Source organism: Desulfuromonas acetoxidans DSM 684 (assembly GCF_000167355.1).
GTDB classification, from domain to species: Bacteria; Desulfobacterota; Desulfuromonadia; order Desulfuromonadales; family Desulfuromonadaceae; genus Desulfuromonas; species Desulfuromonas acetoxidans.
In genome coordinates this window covers 52,716-73,057 of sequence record NZ_AAEW02000018.1, presented here as the reverse complement: position 1 = coordinate 73,057, position 20,342 = coordinate 52,716, and the positions used below count along the sequence as shown (strand labels likewise).

General features: G+C 53.3%; 16 protein-coding genes. 6 read left to right on the top strand and 10 right to left on the bottom strand.

The genetic code is table 11. From position 1 onward, the window contains the following. Nucleotides 1-223 precede the first annotated feature (223 nt). The 3 genes from rd to DACE_RS13710 all read right to left on the bottom strand — a co-directional run bounded on the left by rd (nucleotide 224) and on the right by DACE_RS13710 (nucleotide 2,761). The gene (gene rd / locus DACE_RS17975; RefSeq protein ID WP_006002162.1) at nucleotides 224-382 is read right to left on the bottom strand and encodes a rubredoxin; all 159 of its coding nucleotides are present in this window, start codon (nucleotides 380-382) and stop codon (nucleotides 224-226) included. A 98-nt stretch (nucleotides 383-480) separates the two neighbouring features. Then, entirely contained in the window at nucleotides 481-1,830 is a 1,350-nt protein-coding gene (locus tag DACE_RS13715) for a class II 3-deoxy-7-phosphoheptulonate synthase (protein ID WP_006002160.1), read from the bottom strand. Nucleotides 1,831-2,260: 430 nt separating this feature from the next. Next, a complete protein-coding gene (locus tag DACE_RS13710; protein WP_006002158.1) occupies nucleotides 2,261-2,761 on the bottom strand; it encodes a rubrerythrin family protein in 501 nt (166 codons plus the stop codon). Between the two features lie 369 nt (nucleotides 2,762-3,130). On the opposite strand from DACE_RS13710, the gene DACE_RS13705 reads away from it, so the two are divergent. After that, nucleotides 3,131-5,392, top strand: a complete 2,262-nt coding sequence (locus DACE_RS13705) for a methyl-accepting chemotaxis protein (protein ID WP_006002156.1) — start codon at nucleotides 3,131-3,133, stop codon at nucleotides 5,390-5,392. 176 nt (nucleotides 5,393-5,568) lie between these two features. Here DACE_RS13705 and DACE_RS17540 read toward each other — a convergent pair whose 3' ends face one another. Genes DACE_RS17540 through DACE_RS13690 form a run of 3 tightly spaced genes read right to left on the bottom strand, consistent with a single transcriptional unit; the run spans nucleotide 5,569 to nucleotide 7,207 of the window. Then, entirely contained in the window at nucleotides 5,569-6,408 is an 840-nt protein-coding gene (locus DACE_RS17540; protein ID WP_006002154.1) for a M48 family metallopeptidase, read from the bottom strand. Next, entirely contained in the window at nucleotides 6,405-6,881 is a 477-nt protein-coding gene (locus tag DACE_RS13695; protein ID WP_006002152.1) for a YbjQ family protein, read from the bottom strand. Before DACE_RS13695 ends, DACE_RS17540 begins: the two co-directional genes overlap by 4 nt. Nucleotides 6,882-6,892: 11 nt before the next feature. Then, nucleotides 6,893-7,207 carry a YbjQ family protein gene (locus DACE_RS13690; protein ID WP_006002151.1) on the bottom strand — a complete coding sequence of 105 codons (315 nt, stop codon included), beginning with the start codon at nucleotides 7,205-7,207 and terminating at the stop codon, nucleotides 6,893-6,895. A 544-nt stretch (nucleotides 7,208-7,751) separates the two neighbouring features. Between DACE_RS13690 and DACE_RS13685 the strand changes: the two genes are divergently transcribed. After that, nucleotides 7,752-9,218: a phospholipase D family protein gene (locus tag DACE_RS13685; protein ID WP_006002149.1), complete on the top strand. Its 1,467-nt coding sequence runs from the start codon at nucleotides 7,752-7,754 to the stop codon at nucleotides 9,216-9,218. Between the two features lie 269 nt (nucleotides 9,219-9,487). On the opposite strand, the gene dbpA is transcribed toward DACE_RS13685, so the two are convergent. Together dbpA and DACE_RS13675 are read right to left on the bottom strand one after the other, a co-directional pair. Next, entirely contained in the window at nucleotides 9,488-10,879 is a 1,392-nt protein-coding gene (gene dbpA, locus DACE_RS13680; protein WP_006002147.1) for an ATP-dependent RNA helicase DbpA, read from the bottom strand. A gap of 377 nt (nucleotides 10,880-11,256) precedes the next feature. Beyond that, nucleotides 11,257-12,720 carry a sigma 54-interacting transcriptional regulator gene (locus tag DACE_RS13675; RefSeq protein ID WP_155809141.1) on the bottom strand — a complete coding sequence of 488 codons (1,464 nt, stop codon included), beginning with the start codon at nucleotides 12,718-12,720 and terminating at the stop codon, nucleotides 11,257-11,259. A gap of 178 nt (nucleotides 12,721-12,898) precedes the next feature. Between DACE_RS13675 and DACE_RS13670 the strand changes: the two genes are divergently transcribed. Then, a complete protein-coding gene (locus DACE_RS13670) occupies nucleotides 12,899-14,995 on the top strand; it encodes a VIT domain-containing protein (RefSeq protein WP_006002143.1) in 2,097 nt (698 codons plus the stop codon). A 68-nt stretch (nucleotides 14,996-15,063) separates the two neighbouring features. Then, a complete protein-coding gene (gene rrtA, locus DACE_RS13665) occupies nucleotides 15,064-15,696 on the top strand; it encodes a rhombosortase (protein ID WP_006002141.1) in 633 nt (210 codons plus the stop codon). A 4-nt stretch (nucleotides 15,697-15,700) separates the two neighbouring features. Here rrtA and DACE_RS13660 read toward each other — a convergent pair whose 3' ends face one another. Together DACE_RS13660 and DACE_RS13655 are read right to left on the bottom strand one after the other, a co-directional pair. Then, nucleotides 15,701-16,678 carry a hypothetical protein gene (locus tag DACE_RS13660; protein WP_006002138.1) on the bottom strand — a complete coding sequence of 326 codons (978 nt, stop codon included), beginning with the start codon at nucleotides 16,676-16,678 and terminating at the stop codon, nucleotides 15,701-15,703. Nucleotides 16,679-16,753: 75 nt separating this feature from the next. After that, the gene (locus DACE_RS13655) at nucleotides 16,754-18,157 is read right to left on the bottom strand and encodes an endonuclease Q family protein (protein WP_155809140.1); all 1,404 of its coding nucleotides are present in this window, start codon (nucleotides 18,155-18,157) and stop codon (nucleotides 16,754-16,756) included. Nucleotides 18,158-18,354: 197 nt separating this feature from the next. On the opposite strand from DACE_RS13655, the gene DACE_RS13650 reads away from it, so the two are divergent. Further along, nucleotides 18,355-18,993, top strand: a complete 639-nt coding sequence (locus DACE_RS13650) for a hypothetical protein (protein WP_006002134.1) — start codon at nucleotides 18,355-18,357, stop codon at nucleotides 18,991-18,993. 320 nt (nucleotides 18,994-19,313) lie between these two features. After that, on the top strand, nucleotides 19,314-20,333 hold the full coding sequence (locus tag DACE_RS13640; RefSeq protein ID WP_006002130.1) for a DUF4917 family protein: 1,020 nt from the start codon (nucleotides 19,314-19,316) through the stop codon (nucleotides 20,331-20,333). Nucleotides 20,334-20,342: the final 9 nt, after the last annotated feature.

Sequence of the window (20,342 nt, the reverse complement as noted above, 5' to 3'; positions counted from 1 at the left end):
GGCTGCAATGAATTTTGGATGGGCCGGCAGGTGGAAGTAAAAAGAGCGTGGGGGGGGGAAGAGGCCGGATCGCATCATCGGTCGAGGTAGAGCCTCCACTGGTGCGAGACTGCCCCCTCGTTTCCATGTTTAATTGGTATCAGGTGACCGATAATTTAAAACCCGATTGTCCGTTGACAATCGGGTTTATTGATTTTGCATCAATATGAATCAAGTCAGACTGTTAAGCCGGTTCGAAAAGCGACTTATCAACGCCGCAGTTCGGACACGTCCAGTCTTCGGGGAGATCCTCAAAGGCGGTTTGTGGAGGCGTGCCGTTTGTGTTATCGCCGACTTCAGGGTCGTAGATGTATTTACAGATCGAACAACGATACTTTTGCATTGAATCCTACATTGGCAAAAATAAAAACGATTTGTTTCAGTCCTGCGGATCATCGATGTGGCGGCCCATGGCTTTGCCCGCGTATGCGTCTCTAAGCGTTAACCATGAACCAGCTGTGCCAGATGAAAGGCGAGATCAAGGCTTTGCTCTGCGTTGAGACGGGGGTCACACTGGGTGGCATAATTCAGCTTGAGATGATCATTCTCAATTTTCCGTCCGCCTCCGATACACTCCGTAACGTTCTCGCCGGTCATCTCCAGATGAACCCCACCCGGATTGGTTCCTTCGGAACGATGGATCGAGAAGAAATCACCCACTTCACCCATGATGTCGTCAAAGTTTCTGGTTTTGTGGCCACTTTCAGCAACATAGGTATTGCCATGCATCGGATCGCAACACCAGACCACTTTGTGTCCGGCGTTTTTAACCGCCCGTGCTAAAGGCGGTAGGTAGTCTCCAACTTTACCGGCACCAAAACGGGTTATCAGGGTCAGTCTTCCCGGTTCGTTTTCAGGGTTGAGTATTTCGATCAACCGCAGTGTTTCATCAAGATTGTAACTGGGGCCAATTTTGACGCCTACCGGGTTGAGAACGCCGCGAAAAAACTCGATGTGCGCGCCGTCTAATTGACGGGTGCGGTCTCCAATCCAGATCATGTGGGCACTGCAGTCATACCATTCACCGGTCGTTGAATCGCGCCGTGTCAATGCCTCTTCGTAGCCGAGCAACAGTGCTTCATGTGATGTGTAGACATTGGCCTGGTTGAAGCGGGGGCTGTCAACATCGAGGCCGATTGTTTCAAAAAAGTTCAACGCCTTGGAGATCTGCTCCGCCAAAACTTCATAGTTTTGTCCAATCGGAGAATTTTTTACAAAATCGTTGTTCCAGGCGTGAACCCGATGAAGTGCGGCATAGCCTCCCTTTGTAAAGGCACGCAGCAGGTTCATTGTCGCGCACGCGACATAGTAGCCTTTGATCAGTCGCTGAGGATCCGGGCGACGTGCCTCCGCGGTAAATTCCGGGCTGTTCACCATGTCACCGCGGAAGCTGGGAAATTCAAGATCGCCAATCTTTTCCATGTTTGATGAACGTGGCTTGGCAAATTGGCCGGCAATCCGTCCCACTTTGGCAACCGGTTTCCCTCCGGCATAGGTCAGGATGATCGACATTTGCAGTAAAACTTTAAGCGTTTCACGAATATAGGGCGCTGTGCATTGAGAGAAATTCTCCGCACAATCTCCGCCCTGCAGAAGAAATGCCTCGCCTTCAGCCGCTTTCGCCAGGATCTCTTTAAGGGCACGGATTTCGCCTGCGAACACCAGAGGGGGAAATTGTGAAATCGTTTTGATCGTCTCCTGGTATTCAGCGGGGTCGGGCCAGGGCGGCATCTGGGCTGCAGGGAATTGGTGCCAACTTGAGGGATGCCAGTTTGCAGGTGAATCAGACATGGAAACTCCTATTATGTGAACATGTTGTTCCGTTAAATTGTGAAGCTCTTACATAAGATGGACGTATTATATTCTATTTGAAGAATCTATGCATTTGATTGTCATCTTTTTAAGATGTCATTGCAGAGAGTCCGATTTGTTGACGACACTCTCGCCTTAAACAACAAAGGACTTAGACGCTAAGCGGCAAGTCCTTTGTTGTTTAAGGTTGTTTGTCATCCGCAAGAGACCTTTTTGTGGTTCTCTCACTGGCAATAACTATCAAGCTTTTAGCAGGGGCGAAAAAGGCCCATCCGGGAACGTTTCAACGACGCAAGCCGAAAGTGCGATTTCCGTCTTGCTTACAAAATCAAGCACTTGAAAACATGGCCTTGATTTTGGTCGCCCGTCCATGGGCTTCACAGGCTGTTTTTCATCAGCCTGTTAGGAGCTAGCCAATCTGGCAGAACACCTTGCTTTTGGCACCGCAAACCGGACATTCGTCGGGCGCTGACCCCAGCTCGATATAGCCACAGATCGGGCAGAGGTAGAAGTCACTGACGTCCATATCTTTGCCCGCCTTAACCGCTTCAAGAGCCTTAGAGTAAATCTGGGCATGCACCTCTTCGGCGTCCACGGCAAACTTGAACATCCTTTTCGCTTTGTGATCATCAGACAGAGCTTGCTCCAGCATCGGCGGATACATTTCCGTGAACTCATACGTCTCACCATCAATCGCTGCCTGAAGGTTGTCCGCAGTGTTGGCGATCATATCCAATGCCTTCAGGTGTCCTTCCGCGTGAATGCGCTCTGCTTCCGCTGTGGTGCGAAACAGTTTAGCAATGTTGGTGAAGCCCTCCTTTTCGGCCTGTTTGGCAAATGCACGATACTTCTGGTTGGCTTGGCTTTCTCCTGAAAATGCTTCTTTGAGATGTTCGTTGGTCGTTGGCATGGTTCCCTCCTTGAATGGTGGCTGGTAAGCCTTCGATGATCGAGTATTCAGCCTGATATTTTTATCAGGTAAGCGCTTTGCGACAAATTTAAACTGCCGCACTCCGTCAATAATAGGCAATTAGCCGTCGCAGGCAAATTTTTTTACAAAAAGAGCTCTTTGTCCCGCCAGTGCGAGATGTGTTAACCGACTGTCGATGACTTTTCCGTTGACGAATCGGGCTGCAATTTTGTGGCAAAAAATGGCATTAATTTAACTCAAAAATGCTTGTTTCATGAATGGCGTTAGATATAGATTAAATTTTGAGATTTATTCTTTGTTTGTTAATGAATCTGGTGCTTTTGCTTTTTGGGGGTTAGGAATTTCCGCATGAAAATCAGAACAAAAATCATTTTAACGTCATTGTCTCTGGTGCTGATCACCGTTGTTTCCGTGTTGGGCGTTGCCATCTATCAGAACTCTATCCTCAGTCAGCGTGTCAGTGGTGAAATTGATAGTCTGGCGCGTGGAGAAGCAGCATGTATTTCTAAGGATGTTTACCTCATGTGTCGCTCGGCGCAGGAATCTGTCCAGCTCATGGTGGATGCCAGCCTCAATGTTGCCCGCGATACACTGACGACACAGGGTGGCATCGCTATTGATGCGGATAGTGTCCAGTGGCAGGTGGTTAATCAGTTCACTCAACAGGCGCAAGAGATCTCGCTTCCCCGCCTGATGGTGGGTGAGACCTGGCTGGGACAAAACACCAGGGTCGATGTGACGACTCCCGTTGTCGACAAAGTGCACAGGTTGGTCGGTGGTACCGCGACCATCTTTCAACGGATGAACGAACAGGGCGATATGTTGCGCGTGGCCACCAATGTGGTGAAAAAAAATGGCCAGCGGGCGGTTGGAACTTATATCCCCCATACCAACCCGGACGGCACAACCAACCCGGTTATTGCCAAGGTTTTGTCTGGAGAGACCTATCATGGTCGGGCTTTTGTGGTAAATGACTGGTATATCACCGCCTATGAGCCGATTTGGAACAAACAGCACAGCTCCGTTGTCGGTATCCTCTACGTTGGTGTGGAGCAGGAGAATATCGAAAGTTTGCGCCATGGCATTCTTGATATCAACGTTGGCAAAAGTGGCTATGTCTCTGTTCTCGGCGGCAAAGGGGACTTAAAGGGCAGTTATATTATCTCGCAAGGCGGCAAGCGTGATAAAGAGAACATTCTCAACGTGAAAGATGCCGACGGCGTATCCATTATTCGTAACATTGTCGACAAGGCCCTGTCGTTACCTCCCCATAGCCGGGGAGAGATCCCTATTGCCTTTGAACACTATAACTGGAAAAACACCGGGAACGATGAGGCACGAAGCAAAGTTGCCGCAATTACCTATTTTGCTCCGTGGGATTGGGTGATTGTCGCCGGATATTACACCGATGATTTCGCTGCTTCTCATAATCTGGTCAACGATGCTGTGGCAACACAACTGATGTGGATCGTGTCCATTGCGGCATTGATGATTGTTGTGTCGATTGTCGGCAGTTATCTTTTGGCAAGCAGTGTCAGTCGGCCGCTGGTTCTGACGTCAAATATGATGACGGATCTGCAAAATGGCCAACTGGGTAAGCGCCTCAGTCTCAACCGCAACGATGAGATTGGCGACATGGCGCAAGTGGTCGACCAATTTGCCGATAACCTGCAGCAGGAAGTGGTCACCGCCTTTGAAAAGCTGGCCAGTGGCGATTTTACCTTCAGAGCCAATGGGGTGATTGCCGTGCCCCTTGCCCAAGCCAATGCCGCCATGAATGAAACCATGGCGCAGATCCGTGCTTTTGGTGAGCAGATCGCCTCCGGCAGTAACCAGATTTCTGACACCAGCCAGGCCTTGTCTCAGGGGGCCACTGAACAAGCCAGCAGTCTCGAAGAGATCGCCGCCTCACTGAACGAAAGCTCGGCGCAGACCTCTGCCAATGCTGAGAATGCCTCTGTCGCCAACCAATTGACCACCTTGGCTAAAAAAGCCGGTGAAACCGGTAGCCAACATATGGAACAGATGGTCGAGGCCATGAATGACATTAACGCCTCCGGCGAGCAGATTGGTAAAATCATTAAAACCATCGATGAGATCGCTTTTCAGACCAACCTGCTGGCGCTCAATGCTGCCGTAGAAGCAGCCCGCGCCGGGCAACATGGCAAAGGTTTTGCCGTTGTCGCCGAAGAGGTGCGAAACCTCGCGGCCCGCAGCGCCAAGGCTGCGCACGAAACGGCAGAGCTGATCGAAGGCACCGTTGAGAAAACCGTGAACGGCACCCAGATCGCGTCCCAGACCGCCGAAGCGTTGCAGGAGATGGTTGAAGAGATCACCAAAGTGTCCGACCTTGTCGGTGAAATCGCCACCGCCAGCCAGGAACAAGCGCAGGGAATCTCCCAAATCAACATCGGCGTCGGCCAGATCGACACCGTCACTCAGCAGAATACCGCCAGCGCCGAGGAAAGCGCTGCCGCGGCCGAACAGCTCAGCAGTCAGGCCGAACAACTGCGCACCATGTTGAGCCGGTTTACTCTGGAGTCCTCTCCAGCGACATTTACCCGGACTTCCTCGGCAGAACCGCTCCTGGGAATTGGTTGGGAGGAATGATCTTCTGCAAAGCAAACAGTAACGGAGAATGCGTTTTTTCTATGGCACGATGTTTTTCCGCTGATTCAATCGTTTGGGAGGCTGTCCCAGATACTTACGGACGTTGGTGTCTTTGGATTGATGATGTTTTCTGATCTGCATGATAGCGGCTTAAGCAAGGATAACTTTCTTTATGTCTATTCCTTCGCTTGATCAAACTCCATGATCTCGCGTAGGTCGTGACCCAACGGTTCGGGGGCCTTAAGAGCGTAGTGCTTTTGCTTGATCCTCTGGTTCAAGGCATTAATACGTGCCTGGGGATGGGGGTGCGAGGCGAGGAAATAGGCCAGTTTAGGGCCGCTTTCGGCGGCATGTCGGACAAAAAAATCGCCGGCCCCGCCGCAGTGCCCATAATGGCGTGCTAACAGATCCAGTGCAAACAGATCTGCAGCGCGCTCCTGCCCTTGGGAATAACCAGCCTGGATCGGCAGAACCGCTTTGGCGACCAGATCACTGAACCCACTGTCTTGTCCAAAAATCATCGCCGTGGCCATGGCAATGCCGAGACCGCGGCCAAGTCCGCGCAGGTGGTCGCGGTGGGCAAAGTGGCCCAGTTCGTGGCCAATCACCATCATCAGCTCGTTTTCCGAAGCAATCTCCTTCAGCAGCGCGGAAAAAATCACAATCGTGCCGCCGGGCAGGGCAACGGCATTTACCTCATCGCTTTCAAGCAATAAGATGCGAAAGGAATAACGTTTCAGATTCGGCTCTGAATCCGCCGACGCCAAAAGGGTGTCCAGCCGTTGGCTCAGAGCCGGGTTTCCCTCTCCGGGGAAATGTTTCAGCGTCTGGCGCCCAATCCAGTTTTCAAGAGCGAGTGGGGCTTTTTCCGCCACCCAGTCCGTGGTAAAGCCGAGAGCGAAGATAAACACCGCGCCCAGGACCACAATTCCGGAGACCAGCCATAAAAATTCAATGAGAGGATGCGTCCGGGAAACATTGACGTTTCCCGGCAGCTGTTTTGGCGTGAATTTCATGGTCGGTTAAGACGTACCGCCGTGCCGTAGGCAATGGCTTCGACGCTGCCGATCTGTTTTTTCTGATTGGCATTGCGACCAATGGCTGCGGTTTCCAGGCGCAGATTGACAATCATGTTCGCGCCCTGTTCCTTGGCGGCGGTTTTCATGCGTAAGATCGCTTCACGCCGGGCACGATCCACCAGCGATTCGTAGGATTTGACCCGACCGCCGAAGATGTTGCGCAAAATGGCCAACAGGCGCTTGAAATAGTCGATCGATACAACGGCATTTCCGGTGACGAGAACAGCCTGGGTAACATTGTTTTTTGGAAAGCTCCCTTCTGCCGTAACAACGGCCATGTCGAGCAGTTCCTGCTCCCGCGCTTCAATGGCTTTGTAGTGATTTCTCTCGGCCCAACTGCCGGCGGAGTAGCCCAGGCAGAGTAGAACGACAAAAATCACCAGATCGAGATTTTCGAGAAGAAGGTCCATGGGTGTTCCTCCTATTCGACGCGCACGGCCGTTCCGTAAGCAAACAGCTCCGCCGCCCCTTGAGCGACCGACGAAGTGGCAAAGCGAATGTTGACCACTGCGTTGCCGCCCATTTGCTGCGCCTGTTCCGCCATCCGTTGCGTGGCTTCTTCGCGCGCATCCTGCAGCAGCTCCGTATAGCCTTTCAGCTCGCCGCCGACCAGATTTTTCAATCCGGCCATCAGGTCGCGGCCGACATGCTTGGCGCGGACCGTACTGCCTTGCACGATGCCGAAATGTTCGACAATGGTTTTTCCCGGCACCGTATCGACGTTAGTTAAGATCATGGTCTGTTTCTCCTTTGATAAATGGTAGTGATGATAGAATTCCGTCACGGAGATTACTTAATTTTGTTAAATAATGTCAATAAGTAATGTCTATTTCTCATGGATTAAAGTAAGATTAATTGGTTTCTGAGAGCAATCTGTCCGGCATGGTTCGGAGAATGCGAATAACGGCTAAAAAAATAGCGATAGAGAGTTGTTTTCTCAGAGGATAGATATCTTTTTATCTGTTGTTTTTGATGGCGGAAAGGTGAGATATGCCTATTAAATGAGATGAAAGTTGAAATGGAGATCTCATTTACTCCCGATTTATGACTTTTTTTGTGATAGAAATACAGAATCCGTTTTAAGAACGTCCCTTGGCTGTCTGTTGAAAATCAGCCTGTGGAGCCCTTGAACGGGCCAGAACCCTTAAGTGCTTGATTTTGTGAGGTAAGCCGAAAATTGCATTTTCGGCTTGCGTCGTTGAAAAACCTCAGTATTTGACTTTTTTAGCATCCTGTTAGATTTAACCTTATTGCTTCTTATCCGTTGGAAACGTACCGCTATGCAGAGATTTCTTTTTTTTCTTTTTTTCCTTTTTGTTGCTGCTTCCACTGTATCCGCCAATGACCTTCAAGACCTGCTGCCACCATTACTGTCCGCCCATCCCAACCAGAGCGGTGCTTATGTCCTCGACAAAGGGGAAGAGTCCCTGCTGGCGCGCGCCTGGCTGGTGGATCATGCGGCGGAAACCATCGACGTGCAGTATTTCATCTGGAGCGATGACAATATCGGCACCCTGGCCACCGAGAGCCTGTTGCGTGCGGCGCAGCGTGGTGTGAAGGTGCGGGTGATTGTTGATGATCTTTTGATCCAAGCCCCAGAGGATTTTCTGCTGGCGCTGGCCGCGCATCCCAATATTTCCATCCGGGTGTATAATCCGCAGCACAAAACCGGCGTTTCCACTCAGCAGCGGCTGTGGAATATTTTCAGCAATTTCCGTGCGGCCAATCAGCGCATGCATGATAAGACATTTATTGTCGATCAGCAGGTAGCCATCACCGGCGGGCGCAACATGGCTGATGAATATTATGATTTTGACCAGAGCTACAATTTTCGTGATCGCGACATTCTGCTGCTTGGCCCGGTGGCACAGACCATGACCGGCAGTTTTGACGCGTTCTGGAACAGTGATCTGGCCAAGCCGATTGAAAGCTTGCTTAATGCCAAGCTTGCCCCGGATGCACAACGGCGAGAAGCCATCTATGCCGATCTGCATGCTTACGCGCAAAACCCGGAAAATTTTGCCCCGGAAGTGAAACAGGCGTTGGACGATCTGCCACTCAAGTTTCGCGGGTTGATGGATAATCTGGCGTGGGGCCCGGTGTGCTTTGTCAGTGATGAACCGGGCAAAAATCCCGGAGACAACGGGCTGGGCGGTGGTGGCCGTACCACCAGTCAGCTGGCCGCAGCTCTGGCGCGGGCACAGAAAAGCGTGACTATCCAGTCGCCCTATCTGGTGATGCCGGACGGCGGTCTGGAATTGTTTGCCGGGCTGATCAAAAAAGGGGTCAAGGTGCGCATCAGTACCAATTCGCTGTTGTCCACGGATAACCTGCAGGCGTTCAGCGGTTACAGCAATCAACGTGAAGATCTTCTTGATGCGGGTATTGAGGTGTTTGAGTTTCAGCCCTATCCACGCATTCAACAGCAGTTGATGGAGCGCTATCCGAAGCTAAAAGAGAAGTCGCCGGTGTTTGCCCTGCACGCCAAAACCCTGGTGATCGACGGCAAACAGTTGTTTGTCGGCACCTTTAATCTCGATCCGCGTTCCGCCAATCTCAACACCGAAGTGGGCGTGATTATTGATAATCCGCATTTGGCTCAGCAGGTGGAGCTGGAGATCGAGCGTGACATGGCCCCCGGCAACAGCTGGAACAGCGCCGAGGATAACCCGGACCGCTTCGCGCCCTGGGGTAAACGGCTGAAAATGACGTTCTGGAAGTGGATGCCGATGGAAGATATTCTGTGATCAGCAATGCTCCGTGAGGGGCGATTAAGAGCGTGATGTGGTTTGGTGCAGTGAACATCAAACGCAACAAAGCCGGTTCGGGGAGGCATCCGAACCGGCTTTGTTTATGTGTGTATCAACTAGGAAGAAAGGAGAACCAAAACTTGCCTGCCACAACAAGCCTTGATGGTTGTAACTCTACCAAGGTTGTGCCGCAGAAAACACCGCCAGACGCGTAAAAGTTCGCATGACAATCCACGCGCGTAACCTGTGTAGATGCACAGCGTCATTTAACCGCGAATGCGTCGTGCGCGGATGGTGCGTCCTTTCAACTTGCCGTTACAGAGTTTTTTTAACGCGGCCGCTGCTGCCTCGCGTTTGACCGCAACATAGGCCCAGTTGGGGAAAACAGTGATTTTGCCGACGTCGTCTCCGCGAATTCCATCGCCTCCGGTCAGCGCGCCAAGGATATCGCCCGGCCTGATTTTCTGCCGCTTGCCACTGTCGATCTGCAAGGTGGCCATGGCTGGTTGCATGACAGGTTGTGTCTCATCAGAGGGCTCGGGCAGCGGTTCACCGGTCAATGATTGATCGAGAAACTTTGCCAGCCGTTCCACTTTGAAATGCTCTTTGGCACTGTACAGCGAACAGGCCATGCCGTGACTTCCTGCCCGACCCGTGCGGCCAATCCGGTGGACATGCACCTCGGTATCGCGGGCAATGTGATAGTTGAACACGGCATCCAACGCCTCTATATCGAGGCCGCGCGCAGCAACATCCGTGGCAACGAGAATCGAGGCACTGCCGTTGCTGAATCGCACCAGCGATTGATCCCGCTCGCGTTGCTCCAGATCGCCATGCAGTGCCAGGGCGCTGAAGCCGTGTTCGCGCAGGTCGTCAGCAACATCGCGGGTGTCCTGCTTGGTATTGCAAAACACCACGGCAGATGTTGGTTGGTAATAACGCAGCAGGCGACGCAGGGCCTGTTGGCGATCAGCCGTGTCATCGGCAACTTCGTAGAAATGTTGTGTGATCACCGCGCTGTCGTGGGTGGCTTCCACCTGCACCATCACCGGTGTCTTCATCACCCGCCCTGCAATGGATTCAATCTGGCGCGGAAACGTTGCGCTGAACAGCAGGGTCTGACGCGTTTGCGGGGTCTGGTCGATGATGGCATCCAGCGCTTCCTGGAAGCCCATTTCTAACATGCGGTCCGCTTCATCCAATACCAGCAGGGTGAGGTTGTCCAGCTTCAGCGCACCTTTGCGCACGTGCTCCTCAATGCGTCCCGGTGTGCCGACGATGATGTGAGCGCCGTGCTCCAAAGAGCCGAGTTGCGGGCCAAACGGCATGCCGCCGCACAGCGTGAGGACTTTGATGTTGTGGATGGTGCGCGCCAGCTTGCGAATCTCTTTAGCCACTTGATCGGCCAATTCACGCGTTGGACACAATACCAGCGCTTGCACGTGAAAGCGTTTGACGTTGAGTTTTTGCAGCAGGCCCAGTCCGAAGGCGGCGGTTTTCCCCGAGCCGGTTTTACCCTGACCGATGACATCACGCCCGGCCAGAATATGTGGCAGGCTCTGTGCCTGGATCGGCGTCATGTGCGCGTAGCCGATGGACTGGAGGTTTTTAAGCAGTGCAGGCTGTAATTTCAGCGTAGAAAAATCGGTTTGGCTCACGGCGGGTCCTGTCTTGAAGCGTTGAGGGCGGAATAATGGATTGAAGTGCAGTGTCTTCTAGCACATCGGTGGCGTTGATACCATCGATTGTTTTTGTGCTTGGGGGGGGCATGCCTTGAAACCATTGAACCACGGAGACACTGAGGCACGGAGAAAACCATTTGAGGAAAACCTTCTTTTGAAAGCATGGAAGTTTTTCAGAGATAAAAGAGCGTTATTTTTCATCGCGGCATTTATCAGATTTGATCGTGAAGTCATCGTGAAGTGAATTGCTTTTTTTTTGCCCCAAGAGAATGGTCCAGCTTTTGTCTGCTTTGTCGGTGGCAAAAAAAGAAGTTGACCTTCCTCCGTGCCTCCGTGGTGAAAAATCCCTCCCGCTAATCCCCTTGAATATATTTTTTCACCGTGCGGCGATCCAATCGGGTGCGCCGTGCCACCTCTTCATAGGTGCCGAAGCGGTCATAAAGCTGGCGGCAATAGCGTGACAGCAGCTGTTGGGCATCCATGGTGCCGCTGTCAGCCAGAGTTTGCAGGTTGTCGCCGCTGCCGGTGTGGGCGTAAGGATCGCCGTAGTAGTGGCCGTTGAGCAGCAGGCGGCGCACGGCCTGTTCCAGCTCGCGCACGTTGCCCGGCCAGCTGTAGTTGGGAGGCAAATCTTCCATCAGTTGATGGTGAATGGTTTCTGCCAGCTTGACATCCTCCGTGCCGACAATGCGTACAATCAGCCGTTCCAACAGGCTTGGTAACGCGTCGGGAGACTCGGCCAGTTGTTTGCGCAGGGTTGGCACCTCAATCACATCGGAACACAGGCGATAATAGAAATCGTCGCGGAAGTTACCGGCACGGCGCAGCTCTTCGAGGGGGCGGTTGGTGGCGGCGATAATGCGTCCACGGAAACTCTGGCCAACATGGCTGCCCACTGGGCAGAAGCGCCGCTCTTGCAGCACCTGCAACAGCTTGATCTGCACCGGCACGCTGACGTCGCCGATCTCGTCGAGAAAGATGGCACCGTGCGGCACGCAGCGGGCGAACACGCCCTGGTGGTTGTCCACCGCGCCGGTAAAGGAGCCTTTTTTGTGGCCGAACAGTTCTGATTCGATGAGGCTTTCGGGAAACTGCGACAGGTTGATGGCGATAAAGTTGCGGGTAAAGCTCTCGGCAAAGCGACCGCTTTTTTCGTCAAACGGGATAAACCCGGAGCGACCGATGGCCGCGGCGGCCGCGCCTTTGCCGGTGCCGGTTTCGCCAAGCAACAGGGTGGAGAAATCCTCCAGCCGATTCCACAGCGTGACTTCGTAGCGCTGGGTGTCGTGGGTGAAGATCGTGTTCCACAACCGACAGCGCAGGGTGCGCATCGACGCGCTGCTGCCGACCAGCTGGTTGATGAAGAAGAAGCCGCGCCGCAGTTGGTAAAAAAAAGCGAAATAGTGGCGCGCCTGCTGGGCGGTGCAGCCGTAGTCACGCAGTCGGGCCAGGGCTTCGGCGGAAAACGGTACGGCGCACGGTTCTTCTCCGGCCTGAATTTGCTCCACGATCAGGGCGTCAAACTGGGGCAGGGAGACATGATACTGATCGAACAGGATGGCGGTGAGCAATAACTGCCGGTCTGCACCATCGTACAGCGCCAGATTGGCGCGTCCCTGGCTGTTCAGATCGCTCAGCCGTTGTCGGATTGCCTTGGTAGCTCCCTGCAAAGCCCGGTCGCGATCGCTACCGCTGATACCGGCCAAGGCGCGGTCGGCACCGTCGCGGGCATCGCTGAACGGATTGCTGAACGCTGCTTCGCTCACCTGGAGGAAAAAATCTCGCTCTTCGTTGGTTAGTTTGTATTGAGTCGTCATACATATTTTGTACATCGATTGTACATAAAATGCCAGAGTGTTGTTTTGCGGGAATGGCTTTATTGTTTTGTTTGTAAATAGGAATCTTTTAGTTTCAGTGTCTTACGTGGATTGCAAAAAAGTGGCACGTCTTCTGCGATAGAGAAAGTCATCTTACCTATTGTAAAGGAGACTTGTCATGAGATCATTACTGAAGAAAACCCTAATTCCATTGATTGCAATCACCACCTGTTTGTTTCTGTCCGGCACGGCGCTGGCCGCCGGTCTGCTCAAGCCCGTCGGCGCCAACGACGATGCCGCTCTGGCTATCAGCGCCCACCGGGTCGATGTCACCATCAATAACGGCTTTGTCCGCACCGAGGTGGATCAGGTGTTTACCAACAGCGGCACCAGCGCTATTGAGGGGCTCTACTCGTTTCCGTTGCCCCATCAGGCCAGCCTGTCTGAGCTGTCTATGTGGGTCGGTGAACGGGAAATTCTCGGCGAAGTGGTGGAAAAGGAACGTTCCCGCCAGATTTACGAGCAGCAGAAAGCCCAGGGCAACCAAGTGGCCCTGGCCGAAAAGAACGATTTCAAAAGCTTTGACACCCGCATCGGCAATATCCCGCCCCAGGCCGATGTGCGGGTGCGGCTGGTCTACTATCAGCCGATGTCAATTGACCTCAATATTGGCCGCTATCTTTATCCGCTGCGCGAAGGCAATACCGACGAAGAGCGCCTGTCGTTCTGGTCGGTGGATGATCGCGTGTCCGGTCCGTTTCATTTCCATCTGCAACTGAAATCCGCTTTTCCCATCAAGGATGTGCGTCTGCCCGGTCTGGAAAACGAAGCCGTGGTGCAGTATGGCGGCGCGACACATGGTGACGGCGAGGAGGCAAGTGAACAGGGCGGCGAGCAGGGCAACAACCAAATTGTCGATGTCACCATCGACCGTCCCGCCGGAGCGAGCCTCAACAAGGATATCGTCTTTCTCTACCGTTTGGATGACACCACCCCGGCGCGCATCGAGTTGATCCCCTACAAAGCTGACCGCAATGCAACCGGCACCATGATGCTGGTGGTCACTCCGGCGGCGGATCTGCAGCCGATTACCGAAGGCACCGACTGGACCTTTGTTCTCGACGTGTCCGGCAGCATGGATGGCCACAAAATCGCCACCCTGGCCGATGGTGTCAGCCAGACGTTGGGCAAACTCAACAGCAACGACCGTTTTCGCATCATCACCTTTAATCAATCCGCCGCTGACCTGACCCGTGGTTTTGTCACCGCCACCCCGGAAGCCGTCGGCCAATGGATCAACCGCGTCAAAACCATCGCCGCCGGAGGCAGCACCAACCTGTTTGCCGGGTTGGAAACCGCCTGCCGTCGCCTGGACGACGACCGCACCACCTCCATTGTGTTGGTCACCGACGGTGTCGCCAATGTTGGTCGCACCGAACAGCGCGAGTTTTTGCAATTGCTCACCGAGTACGACGTGCGCCTGTTCACCTTTGTTATCGGCAACAGCGCCAATCGACCGCTGCTCGACCGCCTCGCCAAAGATTCCGGGGGCTTTGCCATGCAGATTTCCGATGTGGACGATATCCAGGGTCGGTTGATTCAGGCCAAAGCGAAAGTGCTCTACGAAAAGATGCATGATGTGCGCATTGAAATCGACGGTGAAAAGGTCGATGACCTGACTCCGGCCACCATCGGCAACCTCTATCTCGGTCAGCAACTGGTGCTGTTCGGTCACTACCACGGCTCCGGCGAGGTGACGATCAAAATGAAAGCGCGCATCTCCGGCGAAGAGAAAGAATGGCGCTGCACCGCCATGTTGCCCGAGGTGGCGACAGATAACCCGGAACTGGAGCGGTTATGGGCGCTGTCCCGCATTGACGAACTGATGGCCGAGGTCCGCGAGCTGGGCGAAACAGAACAGCTCACCAGCCAGATTGTTGACCTCGGCGTCCATTACTCCCTGGTCACCGATTACACCTCGATGCTGGTGCTTAACGACGATGTCTACGAGCAAGAAGGGATCAGCCGTCGCAACGCCGACCGCGTGGCCAAGGAACGCCAGGCCCAACAGCAACGCAGTCAGCAACCGGTGCGCAATTACCGCGTCGATAACACGCCGCAACAGCGCTCAACCGATGATGCTTCGGCTCCGGCTCAACAGACCAGTACCTTCAACAACCGTCCGTCACCCGGTATCGGCCACGGTTCCGGCCCGGTGAGCCTGATCGCCGTGCCACTGGTGGCCTGGCTCAACCGCCGCAAACGTAACCGTTAACTCTCCGCCTCATTCTCAACGCCGGGTGCGCACATGCGTACCCGGCCTTATCGTCAAGGAGAAGCTTCATGTCTGTTGCCGATACCACCATCAAAGGGGCCACCATCGCCACCCCATCCAGCCCGTTCTCAGTTGCACTGCTCTGGATTGCCGTGCTCGGGCTGTGCAATGTCTCTCTGTTTTGGTCTGGCGTGCCGACCACGGCATTGATGTTCGATGCCTCAGCGGTTGCCTCCGGTCAGTGGTGGCGATTGTTCACCTGGCCGTGGGTGCATGTCAGCGGGTACCATCTGCTGATTGACGGCCTGACCTTTGTTTTGCTTTATCATGGCTTGCACGCGCGGCGCTTCATGTTTCTGTTGTGGACCGTTGTCGGCAGTCTGGTCGTGCCGTTGCTGGTGTCGCGGGTTATTTATGTTTATGGTCTTTGTGGCCTGTCCGGCGTGGCCCATGGTCTGATGGCCGTCAGTTGTCTGGAGCTGATGAAAAACAGTGACAGTCGTGTAATCGGTGGACTGTTTTTGGCCGCTCTGGTGGGCAAGACCGTGTGGGAAGTCGCCACCGGTAACGTCGTGTTTCATCACCTGCATTTAGGCGACATCGGTCATCCGGTGGTGACGACTCATCTGGGCGGATTGCTTGGCGGGTTGGCCGCCTTTGCGGTGTGTGGTGCAAAGCAAAAGCATCGACACGAATCATGACATCCTAGTGATGATCCTGAGACGTGCTCGGCAATTGCCCCAAAAGCATCAGCATGGCGCCGTCGGCTAACAAGGAACCAACGGTTTCGAGTGCCTTGCGCAGTGGTGTATTGCTGACCTGTTCCCAGCGGGTGTCGCCGGTGAAGTTTTCCGGGGTTGTCAGATTGTAGAAAACAGGCACTTGGTTGTCGTTGAGGTCTGTGGCGTGAATGCGTAGCCAGGCCTCTGCGCCGGGAAGCACATCGGTCAGATAATCAATGACCACCTGACCATTGTCAAAAACATTGGACACTACCTTTTCGGCCGCATCCACATTGCTGATCGTTGCATCGGGAACCATTTCCACCAGATTCCAGCCCGCCAGCAGCAGATCTTCGCCCATGTGATTAACACTGCCACCAACCCCGGCCACCACATCGTCAGCCACCGCTTCCGTCAGTTTGTCGAAGACAAAGCTGGCGCGCTCCTGAAATCCTTCGGGGGCGGCTTCGCCGTCAGGGCGCCAAGCGCCAAAACTCAGAGCACTGCCCACATCGCAGACCAAATCGACCAGCGAGCCGACCAGGCCACGGTTTTGACTGGTCTGCACCTCGCCCTGTTCATCGCGGTAATGCGTTTCAGCGCCAAACAGCAGGTTCTGGAAAAAGTTGCCGATGTTGTCGACCACATCGGACAGATCTTTGGTGAGATTGTCGATTGTACTGGACTCTTCGGATTGAGCGGCGCTGGGGATGAAATAGTTCTCGCCACCGGGATTACTGAGCAACTGTTCGTCACGATATTTCTGCCAATCACTGGCGTCGGTTGAGATAGCCGGAACATGGCGTGGGGGCGAGGATGGCGAAGAAAGACGTTGCTCTGGTTGTGCGCTATTTCGGGCTCGGACGAGGATGCGAGAAAAATCGTCCGTTTGCCCGTTCTTCACCGGCGGAGCCGAGCGGACTTGTGTGCTTTGAGACTGTTGAACGATTTGAACGGGCATGGGGTATCCTAACTTATCGTTTTAGCGTCCTTTTCTTTTCGACTTCTCGGACGAAAAACGTAAGAAAAAAGATGTTTATTCCATGTCTGTGAGGTGCACTTTCCGTTCTTTTTGGGTTAGCAGGCGGCGGTATTCCTCCAGATCAAAGGTGAGCAGGGAGCGCTTTTTGCGCGGCTGCAGCGCTGCGGCATGTTGGCCCTGTGCCGTGAAGCGTTCCTTCTCGCCGTCGTCAAACACGCGGATGCGACCGTATTCGCCGTCGTAGCCTTCTGTGATGAGAATCTCTCCGGCGCGCATGCGACGGATCGCCTCGGCAAACAGGGCGTCGCTCTGTTGTTCGATGATGTCGAGTGGCAGGTCCATGAGGATTGTCAGCTCTGGTCCCCATTGGCGGATATACCCCTGATAGACCTTGGCTACTTTTTTACTGGTCGGTCCGACATCCATCAGCTCGCTGAGCAGCTCTTTGAGTGGGATAAGTGAATGAAACGGTTTGCGATTCGGCCGCTGCAAAATATCGCTGCGATCAGAGAGTTGTACCACCCGGTTGGCCACGCCTACGGTCAGCGGTTTGCCGCACTCCGGGCATAGGCCGTCGTGGCGAAAAGTCTCCACCGGATCAAAACACACCCCGCACTTGCGGTGGCCGTCAAAGTGGTATTTGCCCTCCTGGGGAAAAAACGAAATGGTGCCGACAAAGCCGTCGTCGCCCTTGATCACCGCCTCACGCAGCGCCGTATAGCTCAGGTCCGTGGCCAACAGGTTGGCGTTGCGCCCCAGCTTTTCCGGTGAATGGGCGTCGGAGTTGGCCAGCAGGGTGAAGTCGTCGAGAAACGAACACATCCAGTTGATGGCCGGGTCCGTGGACAGGCCCATCTCCACCGCCGCCAGCAGCGGGGTCAGCTCCTCGTAACATTCCGTCAAATTGTCAAAACCCGACTTAGCGCCCAGCGCCGAGAACCACGGCGTCCAGATATGCGCCGGAATAAACATCGTGCGCTCGCACACATTCAGGCACAGGTCAAACAAGTCTTTGGAATCCAGCCCAAGAATCGGCCGCCCGTCCGAAGTGATGTTGCCGATCTTATCCAGCCTGGTCTGCAGCGCCTCAGCGCTGGCAAAGTCCGGCAGGCAGATCACATTGTGCACCTTGCGCACCTTACCGGCTTTTTTGTAGATGTTGCTGATCTCGCCGGTAAGCATGAAACGCACTTCGCCATCCGGTGCTGGGAAGTCCTCGACCTCCGGCACATCGGCGTACTCCGGTTTGAGGCGAAACAATCCTTCCTCGGCCGGTTCCAGTTTTTCCTTCAGCTCGGCCAGCCAGCCCGGATGGGTGATGTCGCCACTGCCGACCACATGCACTCCTTTGATGCGCGCCCAGTAGGCCAGATATTCCGGCGTCAATTGCTTGCTGGTGGCACGCGAGTAATGGGAGTGGATGTGGAAATCGGTGACGTAAGTGCGGGGCTGGGTCATGGATCGAGCCTTGGGATGAGAGGCAGTGTGTTGTGAGGCGTCATTATCCGCGTTTGCGGGAGAGGTGTCAAACGGGCAACCTGCGGTGTTCGACGAAGAACGTGTGATTAGATCGGAATCAAGATTGTTCATTAATCCCCAAGTGTATAAGATGAGCGAGGTTTCACAAATTCTGCTTTTTTATCCCTGGGAGAAAAATGTCGTTTGTCCTTCGCACCGTCTTAATCGGCTTGGTGATTGCTTCCGTCTCAGCCTGCACGACCTACACCGGAGACCGTCTGCTGCAACTGACCGAGCAGCCTGTTACCTACGAGCAGCAAAGAATCATTGCCAAAGCGCAACAAGGCGTGGCTGACATTCTCGACAGACTGGAGATTCCCCAAGAGAGGAAAGCCGTTTTCGAGACGATTTCGCCGGTGAGCGTGATTCGCGACAACGAGCCGCTTACGTTGACCCGAGTTCATAATCAATTGGTCATTGCCGGTCAAAACCTCACGATTGCCCACGCAACAAACTCGATCATTATTTCATCCGGTTCGCTCGACATCTCGCATAGTGGCAACAATGTCATTGTCTGTGGTGGTGATGTCGATATTGGCCACGATGGAAGCTTGGGAAATGGCAGCCTTGTCATCTCAAAAGGCAAGACGAAGGTCAGTCATGCCGGGAATAGCCTGATTTATGCGATAGGGGGAGTTAAAATTTCACATGCGCGAAATGTGCATGCATTCAATACGCGCCAGCGGAAAACGTCGTGGGGGCATATTAATAACATTCTGATAAAACCGCTGTTTCGTGAGGAGACAGAATTTAGCCAGATTGAGAATGGCGAATAGATTTGCATTTTTTCAAGCAATGTCTGGCTGAAATGTTGTCATTCAAGGCCTTACTCCCTCCTGAAGATAGGTTGGTCAATGGACGACTTGACCCCTTTGTGTTTCTAGAATTCGTTGATGCAGAGATGACGGAAAAAGAGAGGCCCATGTTTCTTGAGAGCTTATCCCGGCAGGCACCATTCGGAGACGGGGTATGGCAACGAAAGATGTGTTTGAAATTTGGGCTTGAGTCGACAATAAGGTCAAAGGGAAGGCCGAGGAGACAGGAGAAGTAGCCTGTCCCCTTTCCCTCTTCTGATTGGATAAAAAAGGAGTTCTATATGTTCACATTTAAGCAAGCGTTCAAGGATTCTGAGAGATATACCAAAAGGCATTTACTACTTGGTAACGGTTTTAGTATTGCCTGCCGCCCAGACATTTTCGTGTATGGGAAGCTGTTTGAGCGGGCCGACTTCTCTGCTCTGTCTCCCTCGGCAAGGCATGCGTTCGAGGCGCTAGGTACCCAAGATTTCGAAAAAGTCATAAAGGCGCTTAGAGACGCTAGCGCTTTAGTTGCACTTTATGAAGATGTGCATGGTGATGTGCCTGCTCAGATGGTTGAGGATGCTGAAGGATTACGGGAGGTTCTCGTGCAGGCAATTGCTTCAAGCCATCCAGAGTGGCCGGGAGAGTTGACAGATGTAGAATATGCCGTCTGCAGGGTCTTCCTTAATAACTTCGATACCGTCTACACTTTGAACTATGACCTGCTTCTGTATTGGGTGCAGATGCATACTCAGCCCGGTGTGAATCCTTCATCAGACGATGGCTTTCGAAAGCCTGAAGATGACTTGGAGGCTAATTACGTTACTTGGGAGCCGGAAAATAGCTATGGGCAAAATACTTGGTTTTTGCATGGTGCACTCCATATCTTTGATACTGGAACCGAACTTCAGAAATACACGTGGGTTAACACCGGGATTAGACTGATTGAGCAAATCCGGGATGCACTAGAAAGAAGTTATTTTCCATTATTCGTTGCCGAAGGTACGAGTGAAGAAAAGCTTGAGAGAATTCGGCATAATGATTATTTGGCTAAAGCCTACCGGAGCTTCAGTTCTATTGGTGGTGCATTGTTCATCTACGGCCATTCTTTAGCAGAGAACGACGAGCATTACCTGAAGCGGATTGAGAAAGGAAAAATTCGTCACGTTTACGTGGGGATATATGGCGATCCGACGAGCGCGGCCAATAAAGCGATAATTAGTCGGGCAAAGGCTCTGGCACTTGCTCGGAAAGGTAAGACAACGCTCGATGTGTCATTTTTCGATGCTGGAACCACACAAGTTTGGGAATCGTAAAGTGATAGA